Source organism: Caballeronia calidae (assembly GCF_900044055.2).
GTDB lineage: Bacteria > Pseudomonadota > Gammaproteobacteria > Burkholderiales > Burkholderiaceae > Caballeronia > Caballeronia calidae.
In genome coordinates this window covers 39,866-64,588 of record NZ_FCOX02000015.1, presented here as the reverse complement: position 1 = coordinate 64,588, position 24,723 = coordinate 39,866, and the positions used below count along the sequence as shown (strand labels likewise).

17 protein-coding genes are annotated in these 24,723 nt (G+C 64.9%); 14 read left to right on the top strand and 3 right to left on the bottom strand.

All coding sequences use genetic code 11. The features are described 5' to 3' along the window. Window positions 1-96 precede the first annotated feature (96 nt). From AWB78_RS15940 to AWB78_RS15910, 7 genes are read left to right on the top strand one after another with little or no spacing between them, the layout of a single operon-like run. Entirely contained in the window at window positions 97-945 is an 849-nt protein-coding gene (locus AWB78_RS15940; RefSeq protein ID WP_062605848.1) for a transketolase, read from the top strand. Next, window positions 942-1,925 carry a transketolase family protein gene (locus AWB78_RS15935; protein WP_062605845.1) on the top strand — a complete coding sequence of 328 codons (984 nt, stop codon included), beginning with the start codon at window positions 942-944 and terminating at the stop codon, window positions 1,923-1,925. The genes AWB78_RS15940 and AWB78_RS15935 overlap by 4 nt, the downstream gene beginning before the upstream one ends. A gap of 36 nt (window positions 1,926-1,961) precedes the next feature. Beyond that, window positions 1,962-2,726 (top strand): SDR family NAD(P)-dependent oxidoreductase, encoded by a 765-nt coding sequence (locus AWB78_RS15930; protein ID WP_062605843.1) that lies wholly within the window; start codon window positions 1,962-1,964, stop codon window positions 2,724-2,726. A 60-nt stretch (window positions 2,727-2,786) separates the two neighbouring features. Next, on the top strand, window positions 2,787-3,827 hold the full coding sequence (locus AWB78_RS15925) for a TRAP transporter substrate-binding protein (RefSeq protein WP_062605841.1): 1,041 nt from the start codon (window positions 2,787-2,789) through the stop codon (window positions 3,825-3,827). A gap of 5 nt (window positions 3,828-3,832) precedes the next feature. Continuing rightward, entirely contained in the window at window positions 3,833-5,695 is a 1,863-nt protein-coding gene (locus tag AWB78_RS15920) for a TRAP transporter large permease (protein WP_062605977.1), read from the top strand. Between the two features lie 54 nt (window positions 5,696-5,749). Next, complete coding sequence (tkt, locus tag AWB78_RS15915) at window positions 5,750-7,729, top strand: transketolase (protein WP_062605840.1); 1,980 nt, start codon at window positions 5,750-5,752, stop codon at window positions 7,727-7,729. Window positions 7,730-7,749: 20 nt separating this feature from the next. Next, the gene (locus tag AWB78_RS15910) at window positions 7,750-8,706 is read left to right on the top strand and encodes a D-2-hydroxyacid dehydrogenase (RefSeq protein ID WP_062605838.1); all 957 of its coding nucleotides are present in this window, start codon (window positions 7,750-7,752) and stop codon (window positions 8,704-8,706) included. Here the strand turns inward: AWB78_RS15910 and AWB78_RS15905 are convergent. Then, window positions 8,701-9,591, bottom strand: coding sequence for a LysR substrate-binding domain-containing protein (locus AWB78_RS15905; protein WP_062605836.1), 891 nt, complete (start codon window positions 9,589-9,591; stop codon window positions 8,701-8,703). The genes AWB78_RS15910 and AWB78_RS15905 overlap by 6 nt on opposite strands. Before the next feature lie 180 nt (window positions 9,592-9,771). On the opposite strand from AWB78_RS15905, the gene AWB78_RS15900 reads away from it, so the two are divergent. The 4 genes from AWB78_RS15900 to AWB78_RS15885 all read left to right on the top strand — a co-directional run bounded on the left by AWB78_RS15900 (window position 9,772) and on the right by AWB78_RS15885 (window position 13,924). Continuing rightward, a complete protein-coding gene (locus tag AWB78_RS15900; protein ID WP_062605834.1) occupies window positions 9,772-10,656 on the top strand; it encodes a transketolase in 885 nt (294 codons plus the stop codon). After that, window positions 10,653-11,654 (top strand): transketolase family protein, encoded by a 1,002-nt coding sequence (locus AWB78_RS15895; protein WP_062605832.1) that lies wholly within the window; start codon window positions 10,653-10,655, stop codon window positions 11,652-11,654. The genes AWB78_RS15900 and AWB78_RS15895 overlap by 4 nt, the downstream gene beginning before the upstream one ends. A 2-nt stretch (window positions 11,655-11,656) precedes the next feature. Then, window positions 11,657-12,508, top strand: coding sequence for an NAD(P)-dependent oxidoreductase (locus AWB78_RS15890; protein WP_062605830.1), 852 nt, complete (start codon window positions 11,657-11,659; stop codon window positions 12,506-12,508). 108 nt (window positions 12,509-12,616) lie between these two features. Further along, the gene (locus AWB78_RS15885) at window positions 12,617-13,924 is read left to right on the top strand and encodes an MFS transporter (protein WP_062605828.1); all 1,308 of its coding nucleotides are present in this window, start codon (window positions 12,617-12,619) and stop codon (window positions 13,922-13,924) included. Between the two features lie 62 nt (window positions 13,925-13,986). Here AWB78_RS15885 and AWB78_RS15880 read toward each other — a convergent pair whose 3' ends face one another. Continuing rightward, a complete protein-coding gene (locus AWB78_RS15880; RefSeq protein ID WP_062605826.1) occupies window positions 13,987-14,742 on the bottom strand; it encodes a Fic family protein in 756 nt (251 codons plus the stop codon). Window positions 14,743-15,222: 480 nt separating this feature from the next. Between AWB78_RS15880 and AWB78_RS15875 the strand changes: the two genes are divergently transcribed. From AWB78_RS15875 to AWB78_RS15865, 3 genes are read left to right on the top strand one after another with little or no spacing between them, the layout of a single operon-like run. After that, entirely contained in the window at window positions 15,223-18,018 is a 2,796-nt protein-coding gene (locus AWB78_RS15875; RefSeq protein ID WP_062605824.1) for a PAS domain-containing protein, read from the top strand. Beyond that, on the top strand, window positions 18,015-19,682 hold the full coding sequence (locus AWB78_RS15870) for a CHAT domain-containing protein (protein WP_062605822.1): 1,668 nt from the start codon (window positions 18,015-18,017) through the stop codon (window positions 19,680-19,682). Before AWB78_RS15875 ends, AWB78_RS15870 begins: the two co-directional genes overlap by 4 nt. A gap of 31 nt (window positions 19,683-19,713) precedes the next feature. Next, window positions 19,714-22,914, top strand: coding sequence for a CHAT domain-containing protein (locus AWB78_RS15865; RefSeq protein ID WP_062605820.1), 3,201 nt, complete (start codon window positions 19,714-19,716; stop codon window positions 22,912-22,914). A 51-nt stretch (window positions 22,915-22,965) separates the two neighbouring features. On the opposite strand, the gene AWB78_RS15860 is transcribed toward AWB78_RS15865, so the two are convergent. Next, window positions 22,966-24,468, bottom strand: coding sequence for an outer membrane protein assembly factor BamB family protein (locus tag AWB78_RS15860; protein WP_374729472.1), 1,503 nt, complete (start codon window positions 24,466-24,468; stop codon window positions 22,966-22,968). Window positions 24,469-24,723 lie beyond the last annotated feature (255 nt).

Genomic DNA, 24,723 nt, shown 5'->3' with positions numbered 1-24,723 from the left:
TTTGAGCGCGACTGTCCAAATCAATACGCTTATACGTACTCGCTGGTCACTCGATTCAAGGGAATACCCGGAGTCGAACAGGCCGCCAATAAAACGATGGAGACAGCACGCGTGAACAACGACATCGCGCAACTCGCGGAACATGCGTATCGCATTCGCCGCAACGCGCTTCTCATGGGCGAAGTGCAAGGCCAGGGCTATATCGGCCAGGCGCTCGACATCGCCGATGTACTGGCCGTCGCGTATTTCGGCGCGATGAATCATCGTCCGGACGATCCCGCATGGGAAGCGCGCGACCGCTTTCTGCTGTCCAACGGGCATTACGCGATTGCGCTCTATGCCGCGCTGTTCGAAGCGGGCGTGCTGCCCGAAGACGAACTCGACACCTACGGCAGCGACGATAGCCGTCTGCCGATGTCCGGCATGGCGAGCTACACGCCCGGCATGGAAATGTCCGGCGGCTCGCTCGGGCAAGGCCTGACGATCGCCGTCGGACGATGCCTGGGCCTGAAGCGCAAAGGCTCGGCGTCCTTCGTCTATACGCTCTTCTCCGATGGCGAGCTCGATGAAGGCGCGATCTGGGAAGGCCTGATGTCCGCCGCGCACTGGAAGCTCGACAATCTCATCGCCATCGTCGATGTGAACAATCAGCAGGCCGATGGCCCATCGACGCAGATCATGGCGTTCGAGCCGCTCGTCGAGAAGCTCGAAGCATTCGGCTGGTACACGCAGCGCATCGACGGCAACGACATCCGCGCCGTGAAGCAGGCCTTCGACAACGCGCGCAATTTGAAGGACGCGAAGCCGCGCATCATCGTGTGCGACACGAAGATGGGCTGCGGCGTGCCGTTCCTCGAAGAGCGGGAAAAGAATCACTTCATTCGCGTCGATCCGCACGAATGGAAGCTCGCGCTCGACGCACTCGAACAAGGACGCCAGGCATGAGCACGCGACTGAAAACCTCCGCGATGATCGCGTCGATCGCGGGCGAAGGACAAGTCACGCGATCCGCGCCTTTCGGCCACGCACTCGTCGAACTCGCGCGCACGAATGCGAACATCGTCGGCATGACCGCCGACCTCGGCAAATATACGGACCTGCACGTCTTCGCGCAGGAATTTCCCGAGCGCTATTACCAGATGGGCATGGCCGAGCAATTGCTGATGGGCGCGGCGGCCGGCATGGCGCACGAAGGCGCGCAGCCGTTCGTCACGACGTACGCCGTATTCGCTACGCGACGCGCCTACGACTTCATCCATCAGACGATCGCTGAAGACAATCTCGACGTGAAGATCGTCGCCGCGTTGCCGGGACTCACGACAGGCTACGGTCCGAGCCATCAGGCCGCCGAAGACCTCGCGCTGATGCGCGCGATGCCCAACATGACGGTCATCGATCCATGCGATGCGCTCGACATCGAGCAGATGGTGCCGGCCATCGCCGCGCACAAAGGCCCCGTGTACGCGCGCCTCTTGCGCGGCAACGTGCCCGCCGTGCTCGACGAATACGGCTATCGGTTCGAACTCGGCAAGGCCAAGCTTTTGCGCGGCGGCAACGACGTGCTGCTGATCTCGACCGGCATCATGACCATGCGCTCGCTCGAGACGGCGAAGGCCTTGCAGCAGGACAACGTCGACGTCGCCGTGCTCCATGTGCCGACGATCAAGCCGCTCGACACCGCGACCCTCCTGCGCGAAGCGAAGCGCACGGGCCGCATGGTCGTCGTCGCGGAAAACCATACGCTGATCGGCGGACTCGGCGAAGCCGTCGCGCGCACGCTGCTCGGCGCGGGCGTCACCCCCGCCTTCCGCCAGATCGCCCTGCCCGATGCGTTTCTCGACGCGGGCGCATTACCGACGCTGCACGATCGCTACGGCATTTCCACCGAAGCGATGTGCAACACCATCAAAGGCTGGCTCGGCTAAGCCTTCATCCACCACGAACATTTGGAGAATCAAATCATGTCAGAGTCGCGTCTTCTCGAAGGCAAGGTCGCCGTCATCTCGGGAGCGGCATCGCCGCGCGGGATCGGCATGGCGACGGCACGCATGTTCGCGAAGCACGGCGCGAAAGTCGCCATTCTCGATCTCGATGAAGCCGCCGCGCGCGACGCGGCCGGCAGCATCGGCCCGGAGCATCGCGGCTATGTGTGCGACGTGACGGACCGCGCCGCGTGCAACGCCGCCGTGGATCGCATCGTCACGGACTTCGGCGCCATCGACATTCTCATCAACAACGCGGGCATCACGCAGGCTGCGAAGCTGCTCGACATCGATCCGCAAAGCTGGGACCGCATTCTCGACGTGAACCTGCGCGGCGTGCTGTATCTGTCGCAAGCGGTGGTGCCGGTGATGAAGCGCAACGGCGGCGGTTCGATCGGCTGCATGTCGTCGGTATCGGCGCAACGCGGCGGCGGCATTCTCGGCGGCCCGCACTATTCCGCCGCCAAGGCGGGCGTGCTCGGTCTCGCCAAGGCGATGGCGCGCGAGTTCGGCGTCGACGGCATCCGCGTGAATTGCGTGACGCCGGGCCTCATTCAAACCGATATCAACGCGGGCAAGATCAGCGACGAAAAGCGCGTCGAGATTCTCGCGGGCATTCCGCTGAATCGTCTCGGCGTGCCCGATGACGTCGCGGGCGCATTTCTGTTTCTCTCGTCGCCGATTTCCTCGTACATTACCGGCGCCGTCATCGACGTGAACGGAGGCATGCTGATTCACGGCTGAAGCACGCGGTTTCGAATAACAACACTTATATCGACATCATCAGGTTTGGAGGAGCACACCATGACCACTCGCACGAAAGACAGCGGCATCGACCGGCGCACGTTCCTGAAGGCGGGCGCGAGCATCGCCGCGGCTGCGCCGCTCTTTGCCATCACGACGCGCCGCGCATCGGCGGCGGAGTTCTCGTACAAGCTCGCGACGGGTCAGGACCCGACGCATCCCGTGAACATTCGCGGGCAGCAGGCGTGCGACAAGATTCGCGAAGCCACGGGCGGCCGGCTCGACATCAAGCTCTTCCCCGCCAATCAGCTCGGTTCCGATACGGACCTGCTCTCTCAAGTGCGCAGCGGCGGCGTCGAGTTCTTCAACCTGGCATCGTCGATTCTCGCGACACTGACGCCCGCCGCAGGCATCGTCAACACGGGCTTCGCGTTCCCCGACTACGACGCCGTGTGGAAAGCGATGGACGGCGATCTCGGCGGCTATGTCCGCCAGCAGATCGAGAAGTCGGGGATCATCGCCGTGTCGAAGCCGTGGGACAACGGCTTCCGGCAAGTGAGCTCGTCGACGCGCGTGGTGAAGACGCCCGCCGATCTTAAGGGCTTCAAGATTCGCGTACCGCAGGCGCCGATGCTCACGTCGCTGTTCAAGTCGCTCGATGCCGGTCCCGCGCCCATCAACTTCAACGAACTGTATTCCGCGTTGCAGACGGGCGTCGTCGAAGGTCAGGAAAACCCGCTGCCGATCATCGCCACGGCGAAGCTCTACGAAGTGCAGAAGTCCATCAGCCTCACGTCGCACGTGTGGGATGCGTACTGGATTCTCGGCAATCGCCGCGCGTGGGAGAAGCTGCCCGCCGACATGCGCGCGATCGTCACGCGCGAATTCGAAGCAGCCGGCATGAACCAGCGCGCGGACATCGCGAAGCTCAATTCGAGCCTGCGCAACGATCTGAAGGCGAAGGGCATCAACATCGTCGAGGTGGATCGTGAAGCGTTCCGCGGTGCGTTGAAGAAAACGAGCTTCTATAGCGACTGGAAATCGAAGTACGGCGAGCAAGGCTGGGGCGTGCTCGAAAAATACACCGGCAAACTGGTATGACGACCATGCAGACGGTTCCTCTTCCGCATTCGGCGCCGCATCGCGGTATCGCCGCGAAACTCGATTCCGTGCTCGGCCATATCGTCGAGATTCCGGCCGCGTTGCTGGTCGTGGCCGAGATCGTCGTGTTGCTGGCGGGCGTGACGAGCCGCTATGCGCTGCACACGCCGCTGGTCTGGTCCGACGAGCTCGCGTCGATCCTGTTCCTCTGGCTCGCGATGCTCGGCGCGGTCGTCGCGTTGCGCCGCGGCGAGCACATGCGAATGACGGCGCTCGTCGGCATGGCGTCGCCGGGCGTGCGCGCGTTTCTCGATGTCGTCGCGATCGCCGCGCCGCTCGCGTTCCTGGCGATGGTGATCGGCCCCGCTCTCGACTTCGCCCAGGACGAAGCGTTCATCACGACGCCCGCGCTCGACATCCCCAACTCGTGGCGCGCGGCTGCGTTGCCGATCGGCTCGGGCCTGATGCTGCTCGTCGCGTGCCTGCGGCTCGCACGCGTCGGCGACTGGAAGCTCGTGCTCGGCGCGCTGGCCGTGGTCGCGGCCGTCGCAGGCGCGTTCTATGCGGCGAGCCCCCTGCTGAAGGATCTCGGCAATCTGAACCTGCTGATCTTCTTCGTCGGGCTCGTCGCGTTGTGCGTGCTGTCGGGCGTGCCCATCGCGTTTTCGTTCGGCCTCGCGACCTTCGGCTATCTCGCGCTGACGACGAGCACGCCGCTCGTCGTCGTGGTCGGGCGCATGGACGAAGGCATGTCGCATCTGATTCTCCTGTCCGTACCGCTCTTCGTGTTCCTCGGGCAGCTGATCGAGATGACCGGCATGGCCGCCGCGATGATCGCGTTCCTCGCGAGCCTGCTCGGGCACGTGCGCGGCGGCTTGTCGTACGTGCTCGTCGGTGCGATGTATCTCGTCTCCGGGATCTCCGGTTCGAAAGCCGCCGACATGGCCGCCGTCGCGCCCGTGCTGTTTCCCGAGATGAAAGCGCGCGGCGCGAAACCCGGCGATCTCGTCGCGCTGCTCGCGGCGACCGGCGCGCAGACCGAAACCATTCCGCCTAGTCTCGTGCTCATCACGCTCGGCTCGGTGACGGGCGTGTCGATCTCCGCGCTGTTCACGGGCGGCATGCTGCCGGGCATCGTGCTCGCGATCACGTTGTGCGCGGTCGTGTGGTGGCGTTATCGCGTGGACGATCTGTCGAACGTGAAGCGTGCGTCGCGCGGCGAGATTCTGCGCAAGCTCGCCATCGCCCTGCCCGCGCTCGCGTTGCCGTTCGTGATTCGCGCGGCGGTGGTCGAAGGCATCGCGACGGCGACGGAAGTGTCGACCATCGGCATCGCGTATGCGGTTCTGGCGGGATTGCTGATCTATCGCCGCTTCGAATGGGCGCGTCTCAAGCCGATGCTGATCGATACCGCCGCGCTGTCCGGCGCGATCCTGCTCATCATCGGCGCGGCGACGAGCATGGCGTGGGCGCTCACGCAATCGGGCTTCTCGGGCCAGCTCGCCCGCGCCATGGCCGCGCTGCCCGGCGGCGCGTGGATGTTCATGGCGGCCTCGATCCTCGTGTTCATCGTGCTCGGCAGCGTGCTCGAAGGCATTCCCGCGATCGTGCTGTTCGGCCCGCTGATGTTCCCGATCGCGCGGCAAATGGGCATCCACGACGTGCATTACGCGATGGTCGTGATCCTGTCGATGGGCGTCGGCCTGTTCGCGCCGCCCTTCGGCGTCGGCTACTACTCGGCGTGCGCGGTGAGCCGCATTCATCCCGACGAAGGCATGAAGCCGATCATCGGTTATATCGCGGCGTTGATCGCCGGCCTGATTCTCGTCGCCGCCATTCCGTGGATTTCCACGGGCTTCCTCAAGTAATTCCCCATCGAACCTCGTTGATGCCGCTCCTTCATGGAGCGGCAAGGAGAAGTCATGTCTTCCATCGACACGCCAGCGCTGTCGAACGCCATCCGCTTTCTCGCCATCGATGCGATCGTGCGCGCCGGCGAAGGTCATCAGGGCGTGCCGCTCGGCATGGCCGAAATCGCCACGGCGCTGTTCACGCGGCACATGAAGTTCAATCCCGCCGATCCGCAGTGGCCGGATCGCGACCGCTTCGTGCTGTCGAACGGCCATGGCTCGATGCTGCTCTATGCGGTGCTGCATCTCACGGGCTATGCGAACTTCGGCATCGATCAGATCAGGTCGTTCCGCGAGATGGGCTCGCATTGCGAAGGCCATCCCGAGTTCGATACGGCGTCCGGCATCGAAGTGACGACCGGCCCGCTCGGGCAAGGCATCGCGAACGCGTTCGGCATGGCGGTCGCGGAGGCGTATCTGAACGCGAAGTTCGGCGATGACATCGTCGATCACTACACATATGCGTTCGTCGGCGACGGCTGTCTGCAGGAAGGCGTGGGACAGGAAATGATCTCGCTCGCCGGGCATCTGAAGCTCGGCAAGCTCATTCTGTGCTGGGACGATAACCGCATCACCGATGACGGCAGCACGTCGCTTTCCATCAGCGAGGACGTGAGCGAGCGCTTTCGCGTGGCGGGCTGGCATGTGATCGAAGTCGACGGACACGATCTCGAAGCGGTTTCGCGCGCACTGGCCGAAGCGAAGCAGGATGCGCGTCCGTCGATGCTCGCGTGCCGCACGGTGATCGCGCGCGGCATCGCGCGTCTGCAAGGTCAGCGCGGCGGGCACAGCGGGCGTCTCTTCGACAAGGACGCCGATGCCGCGCGCAACGAACTGAACTGGCCGCACGCGCCGTTCGAGATTCCCGCCGATGTGCTGAACACCTGGCGCGATGCGGGCCGCCGCAGCGACAGCGAATATCGCGCATGGCGCGAGCGCGTGGCGTCGTTGCCATCGGAAGCGCGCGCGGAGTTCGAACGCATCATCGCGGGCGAATTGCCGGATGGCTGGAAAGACACGCTCGACACGTACAAGCGCGATGCGCAGAAGCGCGACGAAGCGCCCGGCGGCATCATGATCTCCGCCGAGATCAACGATCTGCTCGCGAACGTGCTGCCCGAACGCATGGTCGGCTGCGCGGATCTCGAAGCGCCGACGAGCCACAAGCGCAACCTTCATGCGTTCAACGCGGAAGACCGCAGCGGCGCCTACGTGCATTGCGGCGTGCGCGAGCACGTCATGGGCGCGATGGCCAACGGCATGGCCGCGCACGGCGGCATCGTTCCGCTCGCCGTCACCTACCTCGCCTTCTCCGACTACGAGCGCCCCGCGATGCGCATGGCCGCGCTGATGGGCCTGCCGGTGAAGTTCGTCTTCAGTCACGACTCGATCGGCGTCGGCAAGAACGGGCCGACGCATCAGCCGGTGGAAATCCTCGCGTCCTTGCGCGCAATGCCGAACATGCGCGTGTTCCGTCCCGCCGATGCCGTCGAAGCCGCCGAATGCTGGATGCTCGCATACGATCACAAGACCGGCCCGAGCACGATGGTCTTCGCGCGCCAGGCGCTGCCGCTCGTGCGCCGCGCGCATGACGAGTCGAACCGGTCGGCGCGCGGCGGCTATGTGCTCGCCGAGGCCGTTGGCGGCAGGCGCCGCGTCACGCTCATCGCCACGGGTTCGGAAGTGACCGTCGCGCTCGCGGCGCGCGAGCAGTTGCAGGCGGCGGGCATCGCGACGGCGGTCGTGTCGATGCCCTGTTGCGAACTCTTCGACGAGCAGGACGCCGGCTATCGGCTGAGCGTGCTCGGCGCCGATACCGTGCGCGTCGCGGTGGAGGCGGCCGTGCGCTTCGGATGGGATCGCTATCTCGGCGATCGCCGCGGGTTCGTCGGCATGAAGGGCTTCGGCGCCTCGGGGCCGGCGGAGACGCTTTACGAGCACTTCGGCATCACGGCCGCACATGTCGTCGCGGAAGTGAAGCGGCATTTTTGAACCTTCATCACAGGAACACCATGCAGAAGATCGTCTTTCTCGACCGTGAAACGCTCGCGCCGCAGATCACGCTGAAGCGTCCCGCGTTCGAACACGAACTCGTCGAATACGGCCGCACCGCGCCCGAGCAGGTCGCCGCGCGGTTGCAGGGCGCGAGCATCGTCATCACGAACAAGGTCGCGATTACCGCCGACATCATCGAACAGGTGCCGACGCTCAGGCTCGTCGCGGTCGCCGCCACGGGCACCGATGTCGTCGACAAGGCGGCGTGCGCGAAGCGCGGCATCGTCGTGTCGAATATTCGCGGCTATGCGGTGAACACCGTGCCGGAGCATACGTTCGCATTGATGCTCGCGTTGCGCCGCAATCTGATCGCCTATCGCGACGATGTGCTGAACGGCGAATGGCAGAAGTCGGGGCAGTTCTGCTTCTTCAATCACGCGATCCGCGATCTGGGCGGCGCGACGCTCGGCATCATCGGCGAAGGCGTGCTCGGCCAGCGCGTCGCCGAGATCGCGAAGGCTTTCGGCATGAAGCCGGTTTTCGCGGCGCATAAAGGACGCGACGGACTCGGGCCGCTCTACACGCCGTGGGACGAAGTGCTCGCGACGAGCGATGTCATCACGATCCACAGCCCGCTCACGCCGCAGACGCGCGGCATGCTGTCGAGCGCCGAATTCCGCGCGATGAAGAAGAAGCCGCTCATCATCAACACGGCGCGCGGCGGTCTCGTCGATGAAGCCGCGCTCGTCGAGGCGCTCGACGAAGGGTTGATCAGCGGCATCGGCTTCGACGTGCTCACGACCGAACCGCCCGCAGCCGATAACGCGCTCATGCGCATCGCGAACCGCCCGAACGTGATCGTGACGCCGCATGTCGCGTGGGCCTCCGACGAAGCGCAGCAGTCGCTCGCCGATCAGCTGATGGACAACGTCGCGGCGTTCGTCGCGGGCACGCCGGTCAACGTGGTGTCATGACCGGTCGACGATGCCGAGCGCATTCAGGAGCCACGCCTTGAATGTCTCGAACGCCTCGTGCGGATGCGCCCTGCGCGGATGCACGAGGTAATGCCCCACGTATTCCACTTCGCGCGTCGTCCCGGCGAGCGGACGCACGAGCGCGCCGCGCTGCAGCTCGCGCTCGGACAGCAGCGTCGATTCGAGCACGACGCCCAGGCCATCGACGGCGGCGGCGATCGCCATCGAACTGCGGTCGAAGCGCAGGCCGTAATGTGTCGGCGGCGGAAGCCCGTTGGCTTCGAACCAGCCTTTCCATTGATACATCTGCACCTCGCACTGGATCAGCGGGACGTGATACAGATCCTCCGGCTTGCGGATGCGCTCCGCGAGCGCGGGCGGGCACAAGGGCGCCAGGCCCTCGAGCGCGAGCGGAATCTTTTCGTGCGGTGAAGGCTTCGGCTCGCCATAGACGATGTCGAGATCGAAATCGTCGTCGAAACGCGCGTAATCGGTGCTCGCGGAAAAGCGCAAGTCGATGTTCGGATGATCGCGCACGAAACCCGCGAGCCGCGGCAGCAGCCATTGCGTCGCGAAGCTCGGCGCGGTGTGCAGCCGCAGCGGCGTGCGCTCGTCGTTCGCGAGCAGCGCGAAACCGCGCTGCATCTCGTCCATGCCGCGCTGAATGTGCTCCATGAGCATCGCGCCTTCGCGCGTCAGGCGCACTTCCCGCGTGCTGCGCTGAAAGAGCCGATGCCCGAGCAGGTCTTCCAGTTTGCGCACCGAATGACTGACCGCGCTCGGCGACAGATTCAGCTCGCGCGCGGCATCGGCGAAAGAAAGCGTGCGGCCGGCAGCCTCGAAAACCCGAATATACGAAAGCGGAACCTTGCGAAAGACGTTCATGCGCTGGATTCGTGAATGAGGTTCATCAGTTGGTGCAATCTTTTCTTTTGTCAGCCCCAGTTGTCAAGGCTACATTAGCCTCACCTCGTTCCCACACCGTCCGATTGCTGAACAGGAGACAACTGCAGCGATCGGAGGTTGTCGAGGATTCTTCTCCCGTCCGCAGGAACAGCCATGACAATGATTACCGAGGCCGAGCCGCAAGCCGGCTCGCGCTCAGCGCAACTCGCCAAACTCGCCGACCACGCTTATTGCATTCGCCGCTTCGCGCTGCGCATGGGCGAAGTTCAGGGCCAGGGCTATATCGGCCAGGCGCTCGGACTCGCCGATGCCCTTGCCGTCGCCTGGTGCCACGCGATGACCCTCCGCCCCGAAGAGCCCGAATGGGAAGGCCGCGACCGCTTTCTGCTCTCGCACGGCCACTACGCGATCGCGCTTTACGCCGCGCTGATCGAAGCGGGCGTGATTCCCGAAGAGGAGCTGGAAACCTACGGCTCCGACGATTCCCGCCTGCCGATGTCCGGCATGGCCACCTATACGCCCGGCATGGAAATCTCGGGCGGCTCGCTCGGGCAAGGCCTGACGATCGCCGTCGGCATGGCGCTCGGCTTGCGTCTGAAGGGCAATCCGGCATTCGTCTACAACTCGATGTCCGACGGCGAGCTCGATGAAGGCGCGACGTGGGAAGCCGCGTTGTCCGCCGCGCATCACGGCCTCGGCAATCTCATCACGATGGTCGATATCAATCGCCAGCAGGCGGACGGCCCGTCGCACGACGTGCTCGCCTTCGAGCCGCTCGCCGACAAGTTCGCGTCGTTCGGCTGGCACGTCGAGCGCGTGAACGGCAACGACATGCCCGCGCTCGTCGCTGCGTTCGACCGGTGCCGGTCGCTTACGGACGCGAAGCCGCGCGTCATCCTGCTCGATACGTTGATGGGCAAAGGCGTGCCGTTTCTGGAGACGCGCGAGAAGAATCACTTCATCCGGGTCGATCCGGAAGAATGGCAGCAGGCGATCGCCGTGCTCGATCAACACCACGCAGCAGCACAAGGAGACAAGGCATGAGCGCCGTCGCCGAAAAGAAACCCCGCCTGACGACGTCCGCGATGATCGCGTCGATCGCATCGGAAGGCCAGAAGACGCGCCCCGCGCCGTTCGGCCATGCGCTCGTCGCCGAAGCCGAAAAGCGCCGCAACATCGTCGGCATGACGGCCGATCTGTCGAAGTACACCGACCTGCATATCTTCAATCAGGCATTCCCCGAGCGTCATTTTCAGATGGGCATGGCCGAGCAATTGCTGATGGGCGCGGCCGGCGGCATGGCGAAAGAAGGCTTCATTCCGTTCGCGACGACCTACGCCGTGTTCGCGACGCGCCGCGCGTATGACTTCATCCATCAGGTGATCGCGGAAGAGAATCTCAACGTGAAGATCTGCGCGGCGCTGCCGGGTCTCACGACCGGCTACGGCCCGAGCCATCAGGCGACCGAAGACCTCGCGCTGATGCGCGCCATTCCCGGCATGACCGTGATCGATCCGTGCGATGCGCTCGACACGGAACAGGCCGTCGCCGCGATCGCCGCGCATGATGGCCCGGTCTATATGCGCCTTCTGCGCGGCAAGGTGCCCGCCGTGCTCGACGACTACGACTACACGTTCGAACTCGGCAAAGCCAAGATGTTGCGCGATGGCGCGGACGTGCTCATCATCTCGTCCGGCATCATGACGATGCGCGCACTCGAAGCCGCGCAAGCGCTGGATGACGGCTCCGCGAGCGTCGGCGTGCTGCACGTGCCGACCATCAAGCCGCTGGACGAAGCGACCATCATCGAGCAATGCAGGAAGCCGGGGCGCCTCGTGATCGTCGCGGAGAACCATAGCGTGATCGGCGGTCTCGGCGATGCGGTGACGAGCGCGCTCGTGCGTCATCGCGTGATGCCGGCGTTCCGTCACGTCGCCCTGCCCGATCAGTTCCTCGACGCGGGCGCGCTGCCGACCCTGCACGACCGCTATGGCATCTCGACGGCATCCATCGTGGAAAACATCAAACACTGGCTCAAGTAATCATGAACGTGACTTTCATTGGCATCGGCGCGATCGGTCTGCCGATGGCGCTGCAAATCAAGGGCGCAGGCCATGACGTGACCGGCGTCGACCTGTCGCCCCGCGCGCTCGCGATGGCGCAGGAAAGCGGTCTTGCCGCCGTCGATAGCTTCGCGGCCGCGCCCGCGCCGCAAGTCGTCGTCGCGATGGTGGCGACGCCGCAGCAGCTCGCGTCGCTCGTGGACAGCGTCGGCACGAAGCTCGACGGGCAGACGTGGGTCGTCATGTCGACGGTCGGCCCGGATGCGGTGCGTGAGCAGGGCGAACGCCTCAGGGCGGCCGGCGCGCGCGTCGTCGATGCGCCCGTGACCGGCGGCACCGCGCGTGCGAAGACGGGGCAACTGGTGATCTTCGCATCGGGCGACGCGAAGGACATCGGCGCCGTGCGCCCCGTGCTCGACGCGATGGGCAGCGTGCGCATCACCGGCCCCAAGCTCGGCGACGGTCAGGCGATCAAGGTCGTGAACCAGCATCTGTGCTCGGTGCATATCGTGGCGGCGGCGGAAGCGCTGAATCTGGCGCGCTCGCTCGGCCTCGATCCGGCAGCCGTGCTCGAACTCGTCGAGAAAGGCGCGGCGGGCTCGTGGATGCTGTCGGACCGCGGCCCGCGCATGCTGCAAGGCACGGACGTGAATGTGACGAGCTCGATCAACATCTTCGTGAAGGACAGCGATCTCGTCGCCGATGCCGCGAAAGCCGCCGGCGCCGATGTGCCGCTGCTGTCGATCGCCAACGCGCGCTATCGCGAAGCCGCCGATGCGGGTCTGGGATTGCGCGACGACAGCCGCGTGATCGAAACGTGGGCGCAGTCCTGATATCAGGACGCCACTTGTCGCGTTGAAAGCGCTCGACGAAAGCGCAACGCACGTCTGGCCGCTTCTCCTTCGGAAAGCGGTCCGTTGATGTATCGGAGACACCACAACATGAGCAGCAAGAACGAAGACCGCGCGGTCAAGGTCGCCGTCGCGTCGATGATCGGCTCGGCGGTCGAGAGCTACGACTTCTTCATCTACGGCACGGCCGCCGCCGCATGGTTCGGCAAGATCTTCTTTCATACGAGCGAGCCGATCGTCGGCATTCTGGCGTCGTTCGCGACGCTCGCCATCGGCTTTCTGATGCGTCCGTTCGGCGGCTATCTCGCCGGACATTACGGCGATCGCCTCGGCCGCAAGGCCGTGCTGTTCTGGTCGCTCGTCGCGATGGGCGGTGCGACCGTGCTGATCGGCTTCCTGCCGACTTACGCGCAGGCCGGCGTGCTCGCCCCGATCCTGCTGATCCTCTTGCGCATGGTGCAGGGCATCGGCTTCGGCGCGGAATGGGGCGGCGCGGTGCTCATGGCGTGCGAGCACGCGCCGGAAAAGCGGCGCGGCTTCTTCGGCGCGGTGCCGCAACTCGGCATTCCGCTCGGCCTGTTGCTCGCGAACGGCGCGTTCCTGCTGTCGGGCGCGCTCTTCGAAGGCGACTGGATCTGGCGCATGCCGTTCCTCATGTCCTTCGTGATGGTCGCGATCGGCATCTTCATCCGGATGAGCGTGTCGGAATCGCCGGAATTCGAAGCCGTCAAGGCCGAGAACAAGGTGATGAAGCAACCCGCGCTCGAAGTCATCAAGAGCGACTGGCGCAGCATTCTGAAGATCGTCGGCCTGCGCATGGCGGAAACGGGCGGCTATTACATCACGACGAGTTTCATGCTGTCGTATGTGGCGCTCGCGCATGTGTCAACGACGCGCCATATCCTGTGGGGCACGCTGATCGGCTCCGCGCTCGGCCTCGTCAGCCATCTGATCTACGGCGCGTTGAGCGACAGGATCGGCCGCCGTCCGGTGTTCATGATGGGCGCGTTGTTCACCATCGCCTTCGGCGTGCCGATGTTCATGCTCATCAACACCGGCGCGCTCATCATGGTGATCGTCGCGGTCGCGCTGTCCCTGCTCTTCAGTCACGATCCGATTTTCGCGGTCGAGGCGAGCTGGTTCTCGGAGCAGTTCCCGGCCAACGTGCGCTCGTCGGGCATTTCGCTCGGCTATAACGGGGCGTCGGTGATCGCGGGCCTTCTGCCGATCATCGCCACCGGCATGTACGGCGCGTTCGGCTGGATCGGACCGGCGCTGATGTTCTCCGCACTCGGCGTGGTTTCGGCATGCTGTGCGCTCGCGATGAAGGAAACCGCGCCGGCCGTGCTGGAAAAGCGCAACCCGCAGCAAAGCGCGGAACGCCGCCTCGCCGCGTAATGCGTTGCTGGCGCGCGGCGCAATGAGGAAACGGGGGCGGCTGCGTTGCGCCCTCGTTTCAGCTATTTACGGATGTCGAGCGCATCGAAGTAGATGCCGAACGACCGCCGGACCGATTCGGCGATCAGCCGCGCGATGCCCGTGTAGTCGTTGCTCACACAGGCGTCGTCCAGCGAATCGCAATACGCTGCGCGATCCTCGTTGCGGATAACGGCCGGCGGATAACCCGACTTCATCAGCTCGACATTCAGGAGCAGCCGCGCTGTCCTGCCGTTGCCATCCACGAAAGGATGGATCCTGACGAAGCGCGTATGAAGTTCCGCTGCGCGCGCGACGGGATGCATGTTTCCTGCCCTCGCATGCCATTCGGCGAGCACCGCCAGTTCGGCCGGCAGATTCAGGAAGTCCGGCGGCGTCGTGCGCGCGCCGACGATCGCCACATTCACATGCCGATAGCGGCAGGCTTCCTCGCCGACGCCGCCCTTCAGCACGACGTTGTGGATGTTGCGGATCAGCCATCCCGACACGGGTTCGTTCTTCGCGACGATCTCTTCGAGATAACGCATCGCGTCTCGATGGCCCATGATCTCGCAGTGCCGCGGCAGCGGCTTGCCGTCCATCGTCATGTTGTCGAGCACGACGCCGGTCTCGCTCTGCGATAGCGTGTGTTGCCCGGTTTCATTCGCATCGCGCGTCCATTCAAGCCTCAGCTTTTCGTGCAGCAAGGCCAGGGCCGGAGGCGAAAGCGGCCGCACCGCGTCCAGTTTCGCCTTGTCGGCATCGATCGCTTCGAGCATCCGTTGCAAAGACGAGTCCATCGTTCCTATCCCATATCGCCTTCCAAAGATACGCTCGCAAGGCGAGTCGGTCAGCGAACTCGAATTCCGATTCGAAACGCTTTTATTGCAGGGTTCGATTAATTAGCTGGGCACACCGAATCGCTCGACATCCCTACCCGAAGCGGCATGGTCCGATCGTCAAAGCACTGTCTCCATCCGACATTTCGGTTTCCCGGCAGCGCAAGCTCTTCCTCTCGGCGCGGTTTGTCCGATTAGTACAGGAGTTTGTCCCTGTCACCTGCCGCTGCTTGGCACTAAATTCATTTAGCAGGCAGCGTTCCCGGAGAGCGAAGGCACCGGGACTCGCACGAAAGTCGGGATCACCAATAAATAGAAAACCGACGACCCGACCTGCGCCGTTGATCGATCCGGCCGAAAGACGCGCTCAAGCGGAAACGTCTGCGCGCCCTCCCGCTCGTTTTCTTGCCGGCCAGGCTTTCGCACCCCCTTGGAGGGCCTATGAGCAGCCAACCCAGCACCATCGCCGTCGCCGTCGCCAACGACGATCCGCCCGCCGGGCCCATGCTCCGATCGCTCATGGCGTCGGAGAGCCCGTGCGTGATCGTCGATCATGCGGACACGATCTGTCAGGCGAACGCGGCGTTCGAGCAACTGCTGCCTGCATCGGCGGGCAAGTCGCTCCTCGAGTTGTTCCGTTTCGACACGCCGCCGGACGCCGATTCCTTCGGTCCGGCCGAAGGCCTGTACTACGGACGCGACGGTGCGCTGGTCCCCGCCTGGCTGCACACGATCCACGCGTCGCCGGACACCGGCGAGCGGCTCCTGCTCGTCGCGGACGGCGCGCCGCTGCGTCGCGCGGAAATGCAGCGGATGAACGACGCGCCGCTCGCCGTCATGCGCGTGTGCGCCGACGGCGTCGTGCGCTACGCCAATCAGGCGACGTATCAGGCGTTGTCGCTCGTGCCGGAGCGGGTCATCGGCCGCACGCTCTTTTCGCTGTTCGACCGCTCGCGCGAGGACGACCCGCGCACGGCCGAGCCCGAACCGGGCGAGCGCTGCCTGAAGTCGGTCTTCGACGAATGCCTGCACACGCGCAAGACAGTCAAGCTCGATATTTCGGTAGCCGAATACACGCAAGGCGAACGCGAGTCCGCGCCGATGCAGCTCTCGCCCGATCTCGCGCCCGGCGGCGGCGTGCTCGGCGTGATCGCGGTCATCGAGATGACGCTGGTCGACCGGGTGCGCGAACAGATCGCGCGCATCGCACGCGATCCGTCCTACACGACGTGGCAGTCGCGACTCGAGCGCGTGCTCGAAGAGATCAAGCGGCTGATTCCCTTCGATCACGCGAACTTCGGCATGTACGCCGGCGACGTGAGCTTCTTCCGTGCGTTCCTGCTGTATCCCCGCGACCATCTGCGATGGACCGAGCGATGGCTGCCGCTGCCCGAAGGGATCAAGGGGTGGCTCGAGCGCGGGCTCGGATCGGTTCCGGATGTCCGGCAGTTCATCGATGCCTTTCCCGAGCTGCGCGAGAGTCAGGTCGTGAGAATGTACGAGGACCGCGGCATGCGCTCGTCCGCCACGCTCGTCGCGAAGAATCAGAGAGGCCCGACGTCCGCACTCTCGCTTTGCTCGAAGCAGGTCGGCGCGTTCAGCGAACAGCACGTCGAACTGATGCGCAATCTCGATCTGGAGCCGCTTCTGATCCGCATCGAGGACCAGATCAGGTGCCAGCGCACCACGCTCGGCGATGAACTGAGAAAGCAGCTTGCCGATGCGCCATCGCTCGCGACCGAGGCATGCGAGATCGTCGACGCGCTCGCGACGAGCTTTCGCTGGGACTATGTGTCGCTGTACCGGCTGGACTGGCAGGCCAGGCTGTTCCGGCTCTTTCATCAGAACGCGTGCCCGGAGGCGTTCTGCATCCGCCCCGACTACACGCAGAGTTTCGATATCGGCATGCTCGGCGCGAGCCTCGCGCAGGAAAAGACGCTGATCATCAACGAGGTCGGCAAGCCCGGCGTCGAGCAATACGACTACCGCGCGGTCGGCCGTGATGTCGTCGGTTCGGCGATGACGATCCCGCTCAGGCTCCATGACCGCATTCGCTGGATGCTGCATATCGAAAGCGAGCAGGCGCATGTATTCCACGGTCCTGACAAGAGAGCGATCGAGCAGATCGTCGGCACCCTGCAGGAAGCGCTCAAAGCGCGCGTGACGTCCGAAGTCAGTCGTGAGCTGTCCCGCGAAACGAGGCAAGGCATGGTGGTGGTCGGCATGGACGGCGCGATCCTCTCGATGAACGAAGCGGCGCAGCGCCTGCTCGCCGTGAAGAACGGGAAGTGGAGCCACAGTTTCCTGAAAGACTACGCCTGGAAGGGCGATCCGCTCGGTGCGGAAGTATTCGACGGACAGGGATCGACCGTCCTTCGCCGCGTCGTGCTGCTGAGCGAGAACGACCGCACCCGCACCGTGCTCGCGACGCGGCGCGTTCTGGAAGGCAGCTTCGACACCGCGATCTGGTTTCTCATCAACGTCCAGGGGCGGACCTGGGAAGTGGACATGCGCTTCCTGCGCGAGACCGTCGCCGATGTGGCCCAGCAGACGCGCGCGCCGCTCGCGCTGGCGAGCAATCTCGTGCGGCAGTTGCCGAAGCTGTGCGCCGATGTGAAACCCTCGGGCAGACATTCGCCGCAAAAACTGTCCGAACGGCTGCTCGCTGAAATCGGCAAGGCCGACATCACGTTCGAACGGCTCGCGCAGGGCATCGATATCCGCCGCTATCCGAAGCGCACGGACAAGCCCGTCGAACTCGCCCGCTGCGTCGCCCGGGTCATCGAGGCGCTGCCCGAGCGTGAACAGAAGGTCATCGCCTGGCAGACCGGCTCGCCCGCCGGCCAGGTGAGCGGAGATCCGGAGCGGCTCGAGTTCGTGTTCCGCTCCCTGCTCGCGCATCTGGTCCGGGTGCGCTCGGACGACGGCCGGGTCGCGATCGCCCTCGCCTACGAAAACGGCACCGCGTGCCTCGACTTCGCGCTGACCGGCGTCGCGGACACGGGCGACACTCCCAAAGCCGACGGCAGGGTAAAGCCGAGGCGCGACATGATGTGGCGCGCGTTCCGCCAGGCGCGCGAGGATTCCAGCCTCGCGCTAGAAGCGATCCAGCGCGTGATCGAGGAGCACGGCGGCAGCCTCGTCATCGAAGAGACGCCCGACGCGGACGAGGCCGTCGCGCCGCCGTGGCTCGGATTTCACATCCGCCTGCCCGAACTGAGCGGAGAGCGGTCATGAGCGATATCGCCAGTGGCAAACCGATGGTCGCGACGAAGCGCATCGCGCTCATCGCCGACGACGCGACGACCGAGCTGATCGAGGACGCGCTCTCCGCCATCGACGACACCGCAGCGCGCTTTCCCGCCGCCGGCGCCTTCGCCGGCATGGAGGTGCTGAAGTACGCGTCGACCGACCGCGCCGGCAAGAAGCTCTTCGGCGACGAAGAGGCGTGCGCCTCGCTCGGCCTCGTGGTGCTCGACGGCATGGTGCGCAAGGAGAGCAGCGGCGGCGCGCCCGGCGACGGCTCCGCCGCCGTGAGCCTGCTCGACTGGCTGACGGACCGCTTGCCGGCCGTGCCCGTCGTCGTGCTGATGTCGTCGGCCGTGGAAGGGCTCGATACGCGCCTGCTCAAGCGCCGCAATATCGCGTCGCTGAACATCCGCGAAGACGATCTCAACGCGGCATTCGCGAGGACGCTCGACCGGCTGATGAACGACACGAAGCCTTCCAAACGACGCGTGACGGTCGAGGTCGGCGAGTACGAGGCGCACTACTACCTCGACGACGACACCGACGTGAGCGCCAAACGCTCCTACCCTTACCGCAACAGGTCGGAGCTGCAGTTTCTGCTGGACCGGACCAACAGCTATTCGCCGATGTCCGGCGGCCTGCCGTTGCCGGACTGGCAGGAATACTTCGGGCAGCTCGGCGAGGAGATCTTCGATTCGTTCATCCAGGGGACGATCGGTCCATACATCGTCAGGCACTTCCAGGACAACGACGATGACAACACGCCGCCTGAACCGGTCGAGCTGCGCATCGATATCGAAGTGGGCAACGACGAGACAGCGCGTCTGTTCGGCCTGCCCTTCGAACTCGCCAAACCGCCCGAATATCTCGACAGATTTCTCTGCACGCGCGTGCCGATGGCGCGCCGTATCCGCTTCCCGCGACGTGCGCCGTTGAGCCTGCGCACGCCGGCGAACGCGAATCGAACGGCGGTGCCGGAGAAGCAGGCGTTGCGCATGTTGTTCATCAACGCGAGCTTCAAGGGCGACGCGGTCGTGCTGCACGAAGTCACCGGCGCGCCCACGCCGCTCAAACAACTGACCGAGCTGCTCAACACACCGGACGAACTCGACGTGGTGGAATCGTTCGCCTCGAACGACGAGGACTATGCCCTCCAGGAGGTGAAGGTGATGGCACCGCTGCCACTCGAGACCGCGAGGCGGTTCGTCAAGCGAATCGAGCGCCTTCTCGAAGTGCAGAAGTTCGACATCCTTCACTTCTCCGGACACTCGTGCAGCTTGCCGGATAACGGCGGCACGTTTCTCATCTTTCCGGACCGGTCGCGCGGCGGCGTCGGCATGGGCGTGTCGATGCGTGTGATCGGCCAGTGGGTGGCGTCCGCGGATATCCGCATGGTGGTGCTGTCGTCGTGCAGCGGCTCATCGCTGCGCAGCGCCATCGAGGTGATGAAGACGCGCGCCGAGTCCGTGATCGGCTTTCGCTGGGATGTGAACGATCACGCGTGCGTCGATTATTTCGACAACTTCTACCGGCTGTATCTGAAGGACCGCAAGTCGATCGCCGAAGCCTATTGCGGCGCGTGCCGCCAGGTCGGGCTGTCGAACCGCGGCTTGCCGATCTGGGTGTCCGCGGTCGCGGTCGTCAAGAATTGAATCGGATATCCAACGATTCGAGGAGCGCTCCATGCCCATTCGCCAGGTTCCCGACACCGATCTTCACTACCATCTCGTCCTGTTCGATGAAAACGCGCAGGAGCGCGCGGAGCCCGATGGCGCGCTCGCGAGCGCGGCCATCCTGTCCTTGCTGAACGATCCCGCGCGCCCGATCACGGACGTGCTGATCGCCGCGCACGGCTGGAAAGGCGACGTGCCCGCCGCCATCGAGCAATACGACCGATGGATCGCCGCGACGGCGCGCGCGAGCGGCGATCTCGAACGGATACGCCGCGACACGCCCGATTTCGCGCCGCTCGTCGTCGGCCTGCATTGGCCGAGCCTGCCGTGGGGCGTCGAAAGCGTGCCCGACGCAGCGGGCGCGGACGCGTCGAAAGTGCTGTCCGCGACGCCTTCCCCGGCGGCACGGACGGTCGACGCGATCAGCGCGTCCATCGCGAACACGCCGGCGGCGCGGGACGCCATCGCGACGGTGCTGAAAGAAGCCGCGAGGGCAACGTCCGACCGCCTCACGCCCGCGATGCACGACGCCTACATGACGCTCTTCGACGAAGCCGGCCTGCGCGCCGACGGCATCGGCGGCCGGCCTGGCTTCGATCAGGAGCGCTTCGATCCGCAGGCGATCGTCGCCGCGACGCGCAAGAGCGGCGCGGCCACGACCGGCGGCGGCACGCCTTCGCGCACGCTCGGCTTCGGCGACGCAGTGAAGGACGCGATGCTTTCGCCGCTTCGCCAGCTCTCCTTCTGGGCGATGAAAGACCGCGCGCGCCGCTTCGGTGAAACCGCCGCGCACGATCTGCTCGCAAAGGTCCAGGGCACATCGTCCGACGTCCGCGTGCATTTGATGGGTCACAGTTTCGGCTGCATCGTGATGTCGGCGATGGTCGCGGGCCCGCAGAACGGCAAGCCGCTCGCACGTGCCGTCGATTCGCTCTTTCTCGTGCAGGGCGCGCTGTCGCTGTGGTCGTACGGCAACGAGATTCCCTACGCGATCGGCTCCAGCGGCTATTTCCATCGCATCGTCGCGGACGGCCTGGTGCGCGGTCCGCTCATCACGACGCGCTCCGTGCACGACACGGCAGTCGGGCGCTTTTATCCGCTCGGCGCGCGCATCAAGGGCCAGCGTCTGCTCGGCGCGACATTTCCCGAGTACGGCGGCATCGGCGCGTTCGGCGTGCAGGGCGTCGCGGGCGAGAGACAGGCAACCGACATGCGCATGACGGCGGGCGATCTCGCATTCGAATGCGCCGAGGCGCGCATCTATAACCTCGATGCGAGCGACGTCATCCGCAACGGCGACGGCCCTTCGGGCGCGCACAGCGACATCGCGCATCCGGAAGTGGCGCACGCTTTCTGGGCGGGCGTCTCGGGCGGCATCGGCATCGCGAAGCGGCATCGCGCGAATCTGGCGGCGCGCCCTGCGGCGGATCACGTCGCGCCCGCAGCGAAGACGATCACGCGCGGCGCGATGCTCGGCGGCAAGGACGCGCCATCGGCCGGATCGAGCCGATCTTCCGCATTGGACAAGCAACTGCGAAAGATGCTGGGCACCAAAGGCGCCGGCGCGCCGCCGGTCGCCCCGGCAACTCCGAAGCGCTGGATCAACGCGAGCTTCGAAGGTCACGACCCGGCGGCGCCGCTTCTTCCCGGCAACTGGTATCAACTGGCGTTCGACGTGGATGTCGAGGTGCGCTTCGACGGCATCGGCTCGGCGGAATTCAACGAGGGCGCGGTCGCGGACGCCGGCACGGGCGACGTGACCCTCACCGTGCAGATCGATACCGACGACTTCGACCTGTCCGGCCGCGTCAGCCAGATGCGCGTGCCGCTATCGGGCAAAGGCCATACGCGGGCGCGCTTCGACATGTCCCCGCTGAAGAACGGCCCGGCGAGCATCAAGGCGACGATTCTGCGCGACGGCAATTTCGTCCAGCAGATGGAACTGAGCTTCGAGATCGGCGCGGCGCTCGAATCTCGCGCGAAGGTCGCGACGCGCGGACGGCCGCTGTCGTCCTCGACGATGCTGCGACCGCGCGACATCGGCCTGTCGATCGAGCCGCGCGGCGATGGCTACGACTGCATCGTCTGGGGCCCGGTGTCCGCCCGCGCGCGCCTGCCCGTGACATCCGACTATCTCGACAGCGCGATCGACGCCATGCGGCAGGCGCTGATGAGCGTCGTCGAGCAAACCGAAAACGACGATCCGGTCTTTCAGACGCGCATCGGGATTCCGCCGGAGCAGTCGGCGCGCGCGTTGCGCACGCTGGCGAGCGCGGGCGCGAATCTCTTCATCCAGCTTTTCGAAGGCGCGGGCGCGGGTGCGGATTCGCTTGCCGTCGGTCAATATCTGCGCAGGCTGGTCGAGGACGAAACCGAATGCCTGAAGATTCAGATTCTGGCGGAGCGGCTGCCCATTCCATGGGGCCTGCTCTATCTCGGCGACGCATCCGAAGACGCCCCGCTCGACTGGAACAGGTTTCTCGGCATGCGCCATATCGTCGAGCAGATTCCGCTGCAGCCGCAGCTCAACGTGTGGCATCACGGCATCGTCAGCAACGCGCCCTCGCTCGCGATCAGCGTCAATCTCAACCGTTCCATCGACGATGCCTTCCCCGACGAGGGTTTCGTCAGGCAGCAGGAAGCGTTCTGGCAGAGCCTCGATCTCGGCGTGACGACGCGTTCGAGCCGCGCGGACGTGCTTCGGGCGCTCAACAGCACGGCGACGCTCGACCAGATCCTCTACTTCTACTGCCACGCGGTATCGGCGGGCCTCGGCGATCCGGGCGGAATGGACGCCTCGTGTCTCGAACTCAGCGACGCCGCCATCACGCTGAAAGACCTGCGGCTCAACGCCCCGTCCAAGGTTCAGCTGCCCGGCAAGCCGCTGGTGTTCATCAACGCGTGTCAGTCGTCGAAACTGTCGCCGATGTTCTATGACGGCTTCGTGCCGTACTTCATGAGCAAGGGCGCGCGCGGCGTGATAGGCACCGAATGCGATACCCCCGCCTATTTCGCAATGGACTGGGCGCAGCGCTTCTTCGAACGCTTTCTCGCGGGACAGCCGCTCGGCGAGGCGTTTCTCGAACTCCGGCAGCACTACCTGACGACGCACGGCAATCCGCTCGGCCTGCTGTATGCCGTGCATTGCGATGCCGATACGGTCATCGATCCGCCTCGCGTGATGGCCGATTCGGTGAAGAGCGCTGCATAGCGCGTGGCGCGGGAACGCTTCCCGCGCCACCCATTCCCTGCCCGAACGCCTTCAGCCGCCGAGCAAACCGAACACCGCGACGCCCGTCTTCGTGCCCACGAAGACCTTGCCGTTCGCGATCGTCGGCGAGACGAACTTGTTGCCCGGGCCGAACTGATCGCGCGAGCCCGCCGAATTGCTGCTGTAGAGCTCGAAGAGATCGCTGGCGTTGTAAGCGTGCAGCACGGCGGGCGTCACGTTCTCCACGCCCCACACGATGCCGTTCGTGTCGCCGTTCGCGGAGATGACGGGCGCGATGCCCGGGAAATTCCAGTTCCACGGCGGACTCCAGCTCGTAACCGACGCCGTGGTCGCCAGCCTGCCGTTCACGACGGGCAGCGCCTTGATGTGATCGCCCGCCGGGCCGACATACACCGTGTTCTTGTAGTACGCGGGCGCGGTGAACATCGGGCCGGTGATCGTCGAGAAAAGCTCCTGATAGATGTGATCGCCGTTCGAATCGAACTTGCCCATGTTGTCGCGATCGACGACATAGAGCGCGCGCGTCTTGCCGCCGCCTACCGCGAGGTGCCTCACATTGCCGTTGATGTCGGTGACATCGGGGAGCACGAGCACGCCGCCCGAGCCGAGATCGAGGTCCTGATTCGACTCCATGACCGTGTTCGACGGCTGGAAGTAATCGGTGACCTGGAGCGCGGGCCCCGGCGTAACCTTGAGGAAGCCGTTGCCGAAGTTGTTGTGGATGGGCATGTCCTGCGCGTTGATGGTCGGATCGAAGGTGCCGTTGCCGTCGAGGAAATAGATCGACGTGCCATCCGATGCGAGGCCCGCGCCGCTCATCCAGATGCCGCCCATCTCGCCGTTCGGCGTGATGTTGAGCACGCTCGTCTGCTTGAGCGTATCCGCGCTGTAGCCGATCACCCAGCCGGTGTAAGGCAGCATGTCGCAGTGCGAGCTCCATGACGTATAGACGACGCCGTTCAGCAGCAGCAGCGATGCGCGCTCGATGTACTGGCCCGGCGTGAACGGCACGACGCCATTGACGCTGCCCGATCCGGTGCCGGGATACGAAGCGGTGATTTCGGTCGGGCCGTTGAAGCGCTCGGCGCCTGTCGCGATGTCGAGCGCGTGAATGCGCTGGTGATAAGCACCGCCGCTGTCTTTCGACATCGCGACGACATAGATTGCGCCACGCGCGCGATCGATGACGGGCGTCGACGTGATGCCGATGGTCGGCGTGGTCTGATTGCAGCCATGATCGTCGCTGGGCGTTTCGCCCGGCAACACCGCGGACACTTTCCAGAGCACGGCGCCCGTGTCGGCGTCGAACGCGTAGACGCTCGCATTCTCGGTTGCGATATAGAGCACGTTGTGCGATGTCCCCCCGATCGGCACGTTGGCGAGATAGAGCGGTTGCGCGTCGATGGCGCCATCCACGGGATAAAAGCCGAGCTTGCCGAAGGTGACGGGGTTGACATTGGCCGGCGTGAGCGAGAGTTCGGTCAGTTGCTGCGCCGTGCGGCCAATGTCGTTGTGATACGTGGTGACGTCCATTGCGGACGAGCTTGCACTCGATCCTGCGCTCGCACCACTCGCCGACGACGAAGGACTCGACGCCGAAGCCGCGTCCTTGCCCGTCGCGCCTGTACCCGAATCCGAACCTCCTCCGCTGCATGCACCGATTATTGCTGCGACACCGACCGCAATCACGCCAACCGATAAATGCCCTTTCATTTTTCATCTCCGTTTTTTCGGGGAGGGGCCCGGCTCGTGCGTCTGATTATTGTCGGCGCAAGCTCAACGAAGAAA

Excerpts from the sequence above, each read along its gene's own strand:
- tkt (WP_062605840.1), top strand. The coding sequence starts at position 5,750 with ATGTCTTCCATCGACACGCCAGCGCTGTCGAACGCCATCCGCTTTCTC.
- AWB78_RS15895 (WP_062605832.1), top strand. The coding sequence starts at position 10,653 with ATGAGCGCCGTCGCCGAAAAGAAACCCCGCCTGACGACGTCCGCGATG.
- AWB78_RS15920 (WP_062605977.1), top strand. The coding sequence starts at position 3,833 with ATGCAGACGGTTCCTCTTCCGCATTCGGCGCCGCATCGCGGTATCGCC.
- AWB78_RS15935 (WP_062605845.1), top strand. The coding sequence starts at position 942 with ATGAGCACGCGACTGAAAACCTCCGCGATGATCGCGTCGATCGCGGGC.
- AWB78_RS15880 (WP_062605826.1), bottom strand. The coding sequence starts at position 14,742 with ATGGACTCGTCTTTGCAACGGATGCTCGAAGCGATCGATGCCGACAAG.
- AWB78_RS15900 (WP_062605834.1), top strand. The coding sequence starts at position 9,772 with ATGATTACCGAGGCCGAGCCGCAAGCCGGCTCGCGCTCAGCGCAACTC.
- AWB78_RS15925 (WP_062605841.1), top strand. The coding sequence starts at position 2,787 with ATGACCACTCGCACGAAAGACAGCGGCATCGACCGGCGCACGTTCCTG.
- AWB78_RS15890 (WP_062605830.1), top strand. The coding sequence starts at position 11,657 with ATGAACGTGACTTTCATTGGCATCGGCGCGATCGGTCTGCCGATGGCG.
- AWB78_RS15905 (WP_062605836.1), bottom strand. The coding sequence starts at position 9,591 with ATGAACGTCTTTCGCAAGGTTCCGCTTTCGTATATTCGGGTTTTCGAG.
- AWB78_RS15870 (WP_062605822.1), top strand. The coding sequence starts at position 18,015 with ATGAGCGATATCGCCAGTGGCAAACCGATGGTCGCGACGAAGCGCATC.
- AWB78_RS15930 (WP_062605843.1), top strand. The coding sequence starts at position 1,962 with ATGTCAGAGTCGCGTCTTCTCGAAGGCAAGGTCGCCGTCATCTCGGGA.
- AWB78_RS15885 (WP_062605828.1), top strand. The coding sequence starts at position 12,617 with ATGAGCAGCAAGAACGAAGACCGCGCGGTCAAGGTCGCCGTCGCGTCG.
- AWB78_RS15865 (WP_062605820.1), top strand. The coding sequence starts at position 19,714 with ATGCCCATTCGCCAGGTTCCCGACACCGATCTTCACTACCATCTCGTC.
- AWB78_RS15875 (WP_062605824.1), top strand. The coding sequence starts at position 15,223 with ATGAGCAGCCAACCCAGCACCATCGCCGTCGCCGTCGCCAACGACGAT.
- AWB78_RS15860 (WP_374729472.1), bottom strand. The coding sequence starts at position 24,468 with ATGGACGTCACCACGTATCACAACGACATTGGCCGCACGGCGCAGCAA.
- AWB78_RS15940 (WP_062605848.1), top strand. The coding sequence starts at position 97 with ATGGAGACAGCACGCGTGAACAACGACATCGCGCAACTCGCGGAACAT.
- AWB78_RS15910 (WP_062605838.1), top strand. The coding sequence starts at position 7,750 with ATGCAGAAGATCGTCTTTCTCGACCGTGAAACGCTCGCGCCGCAGATC.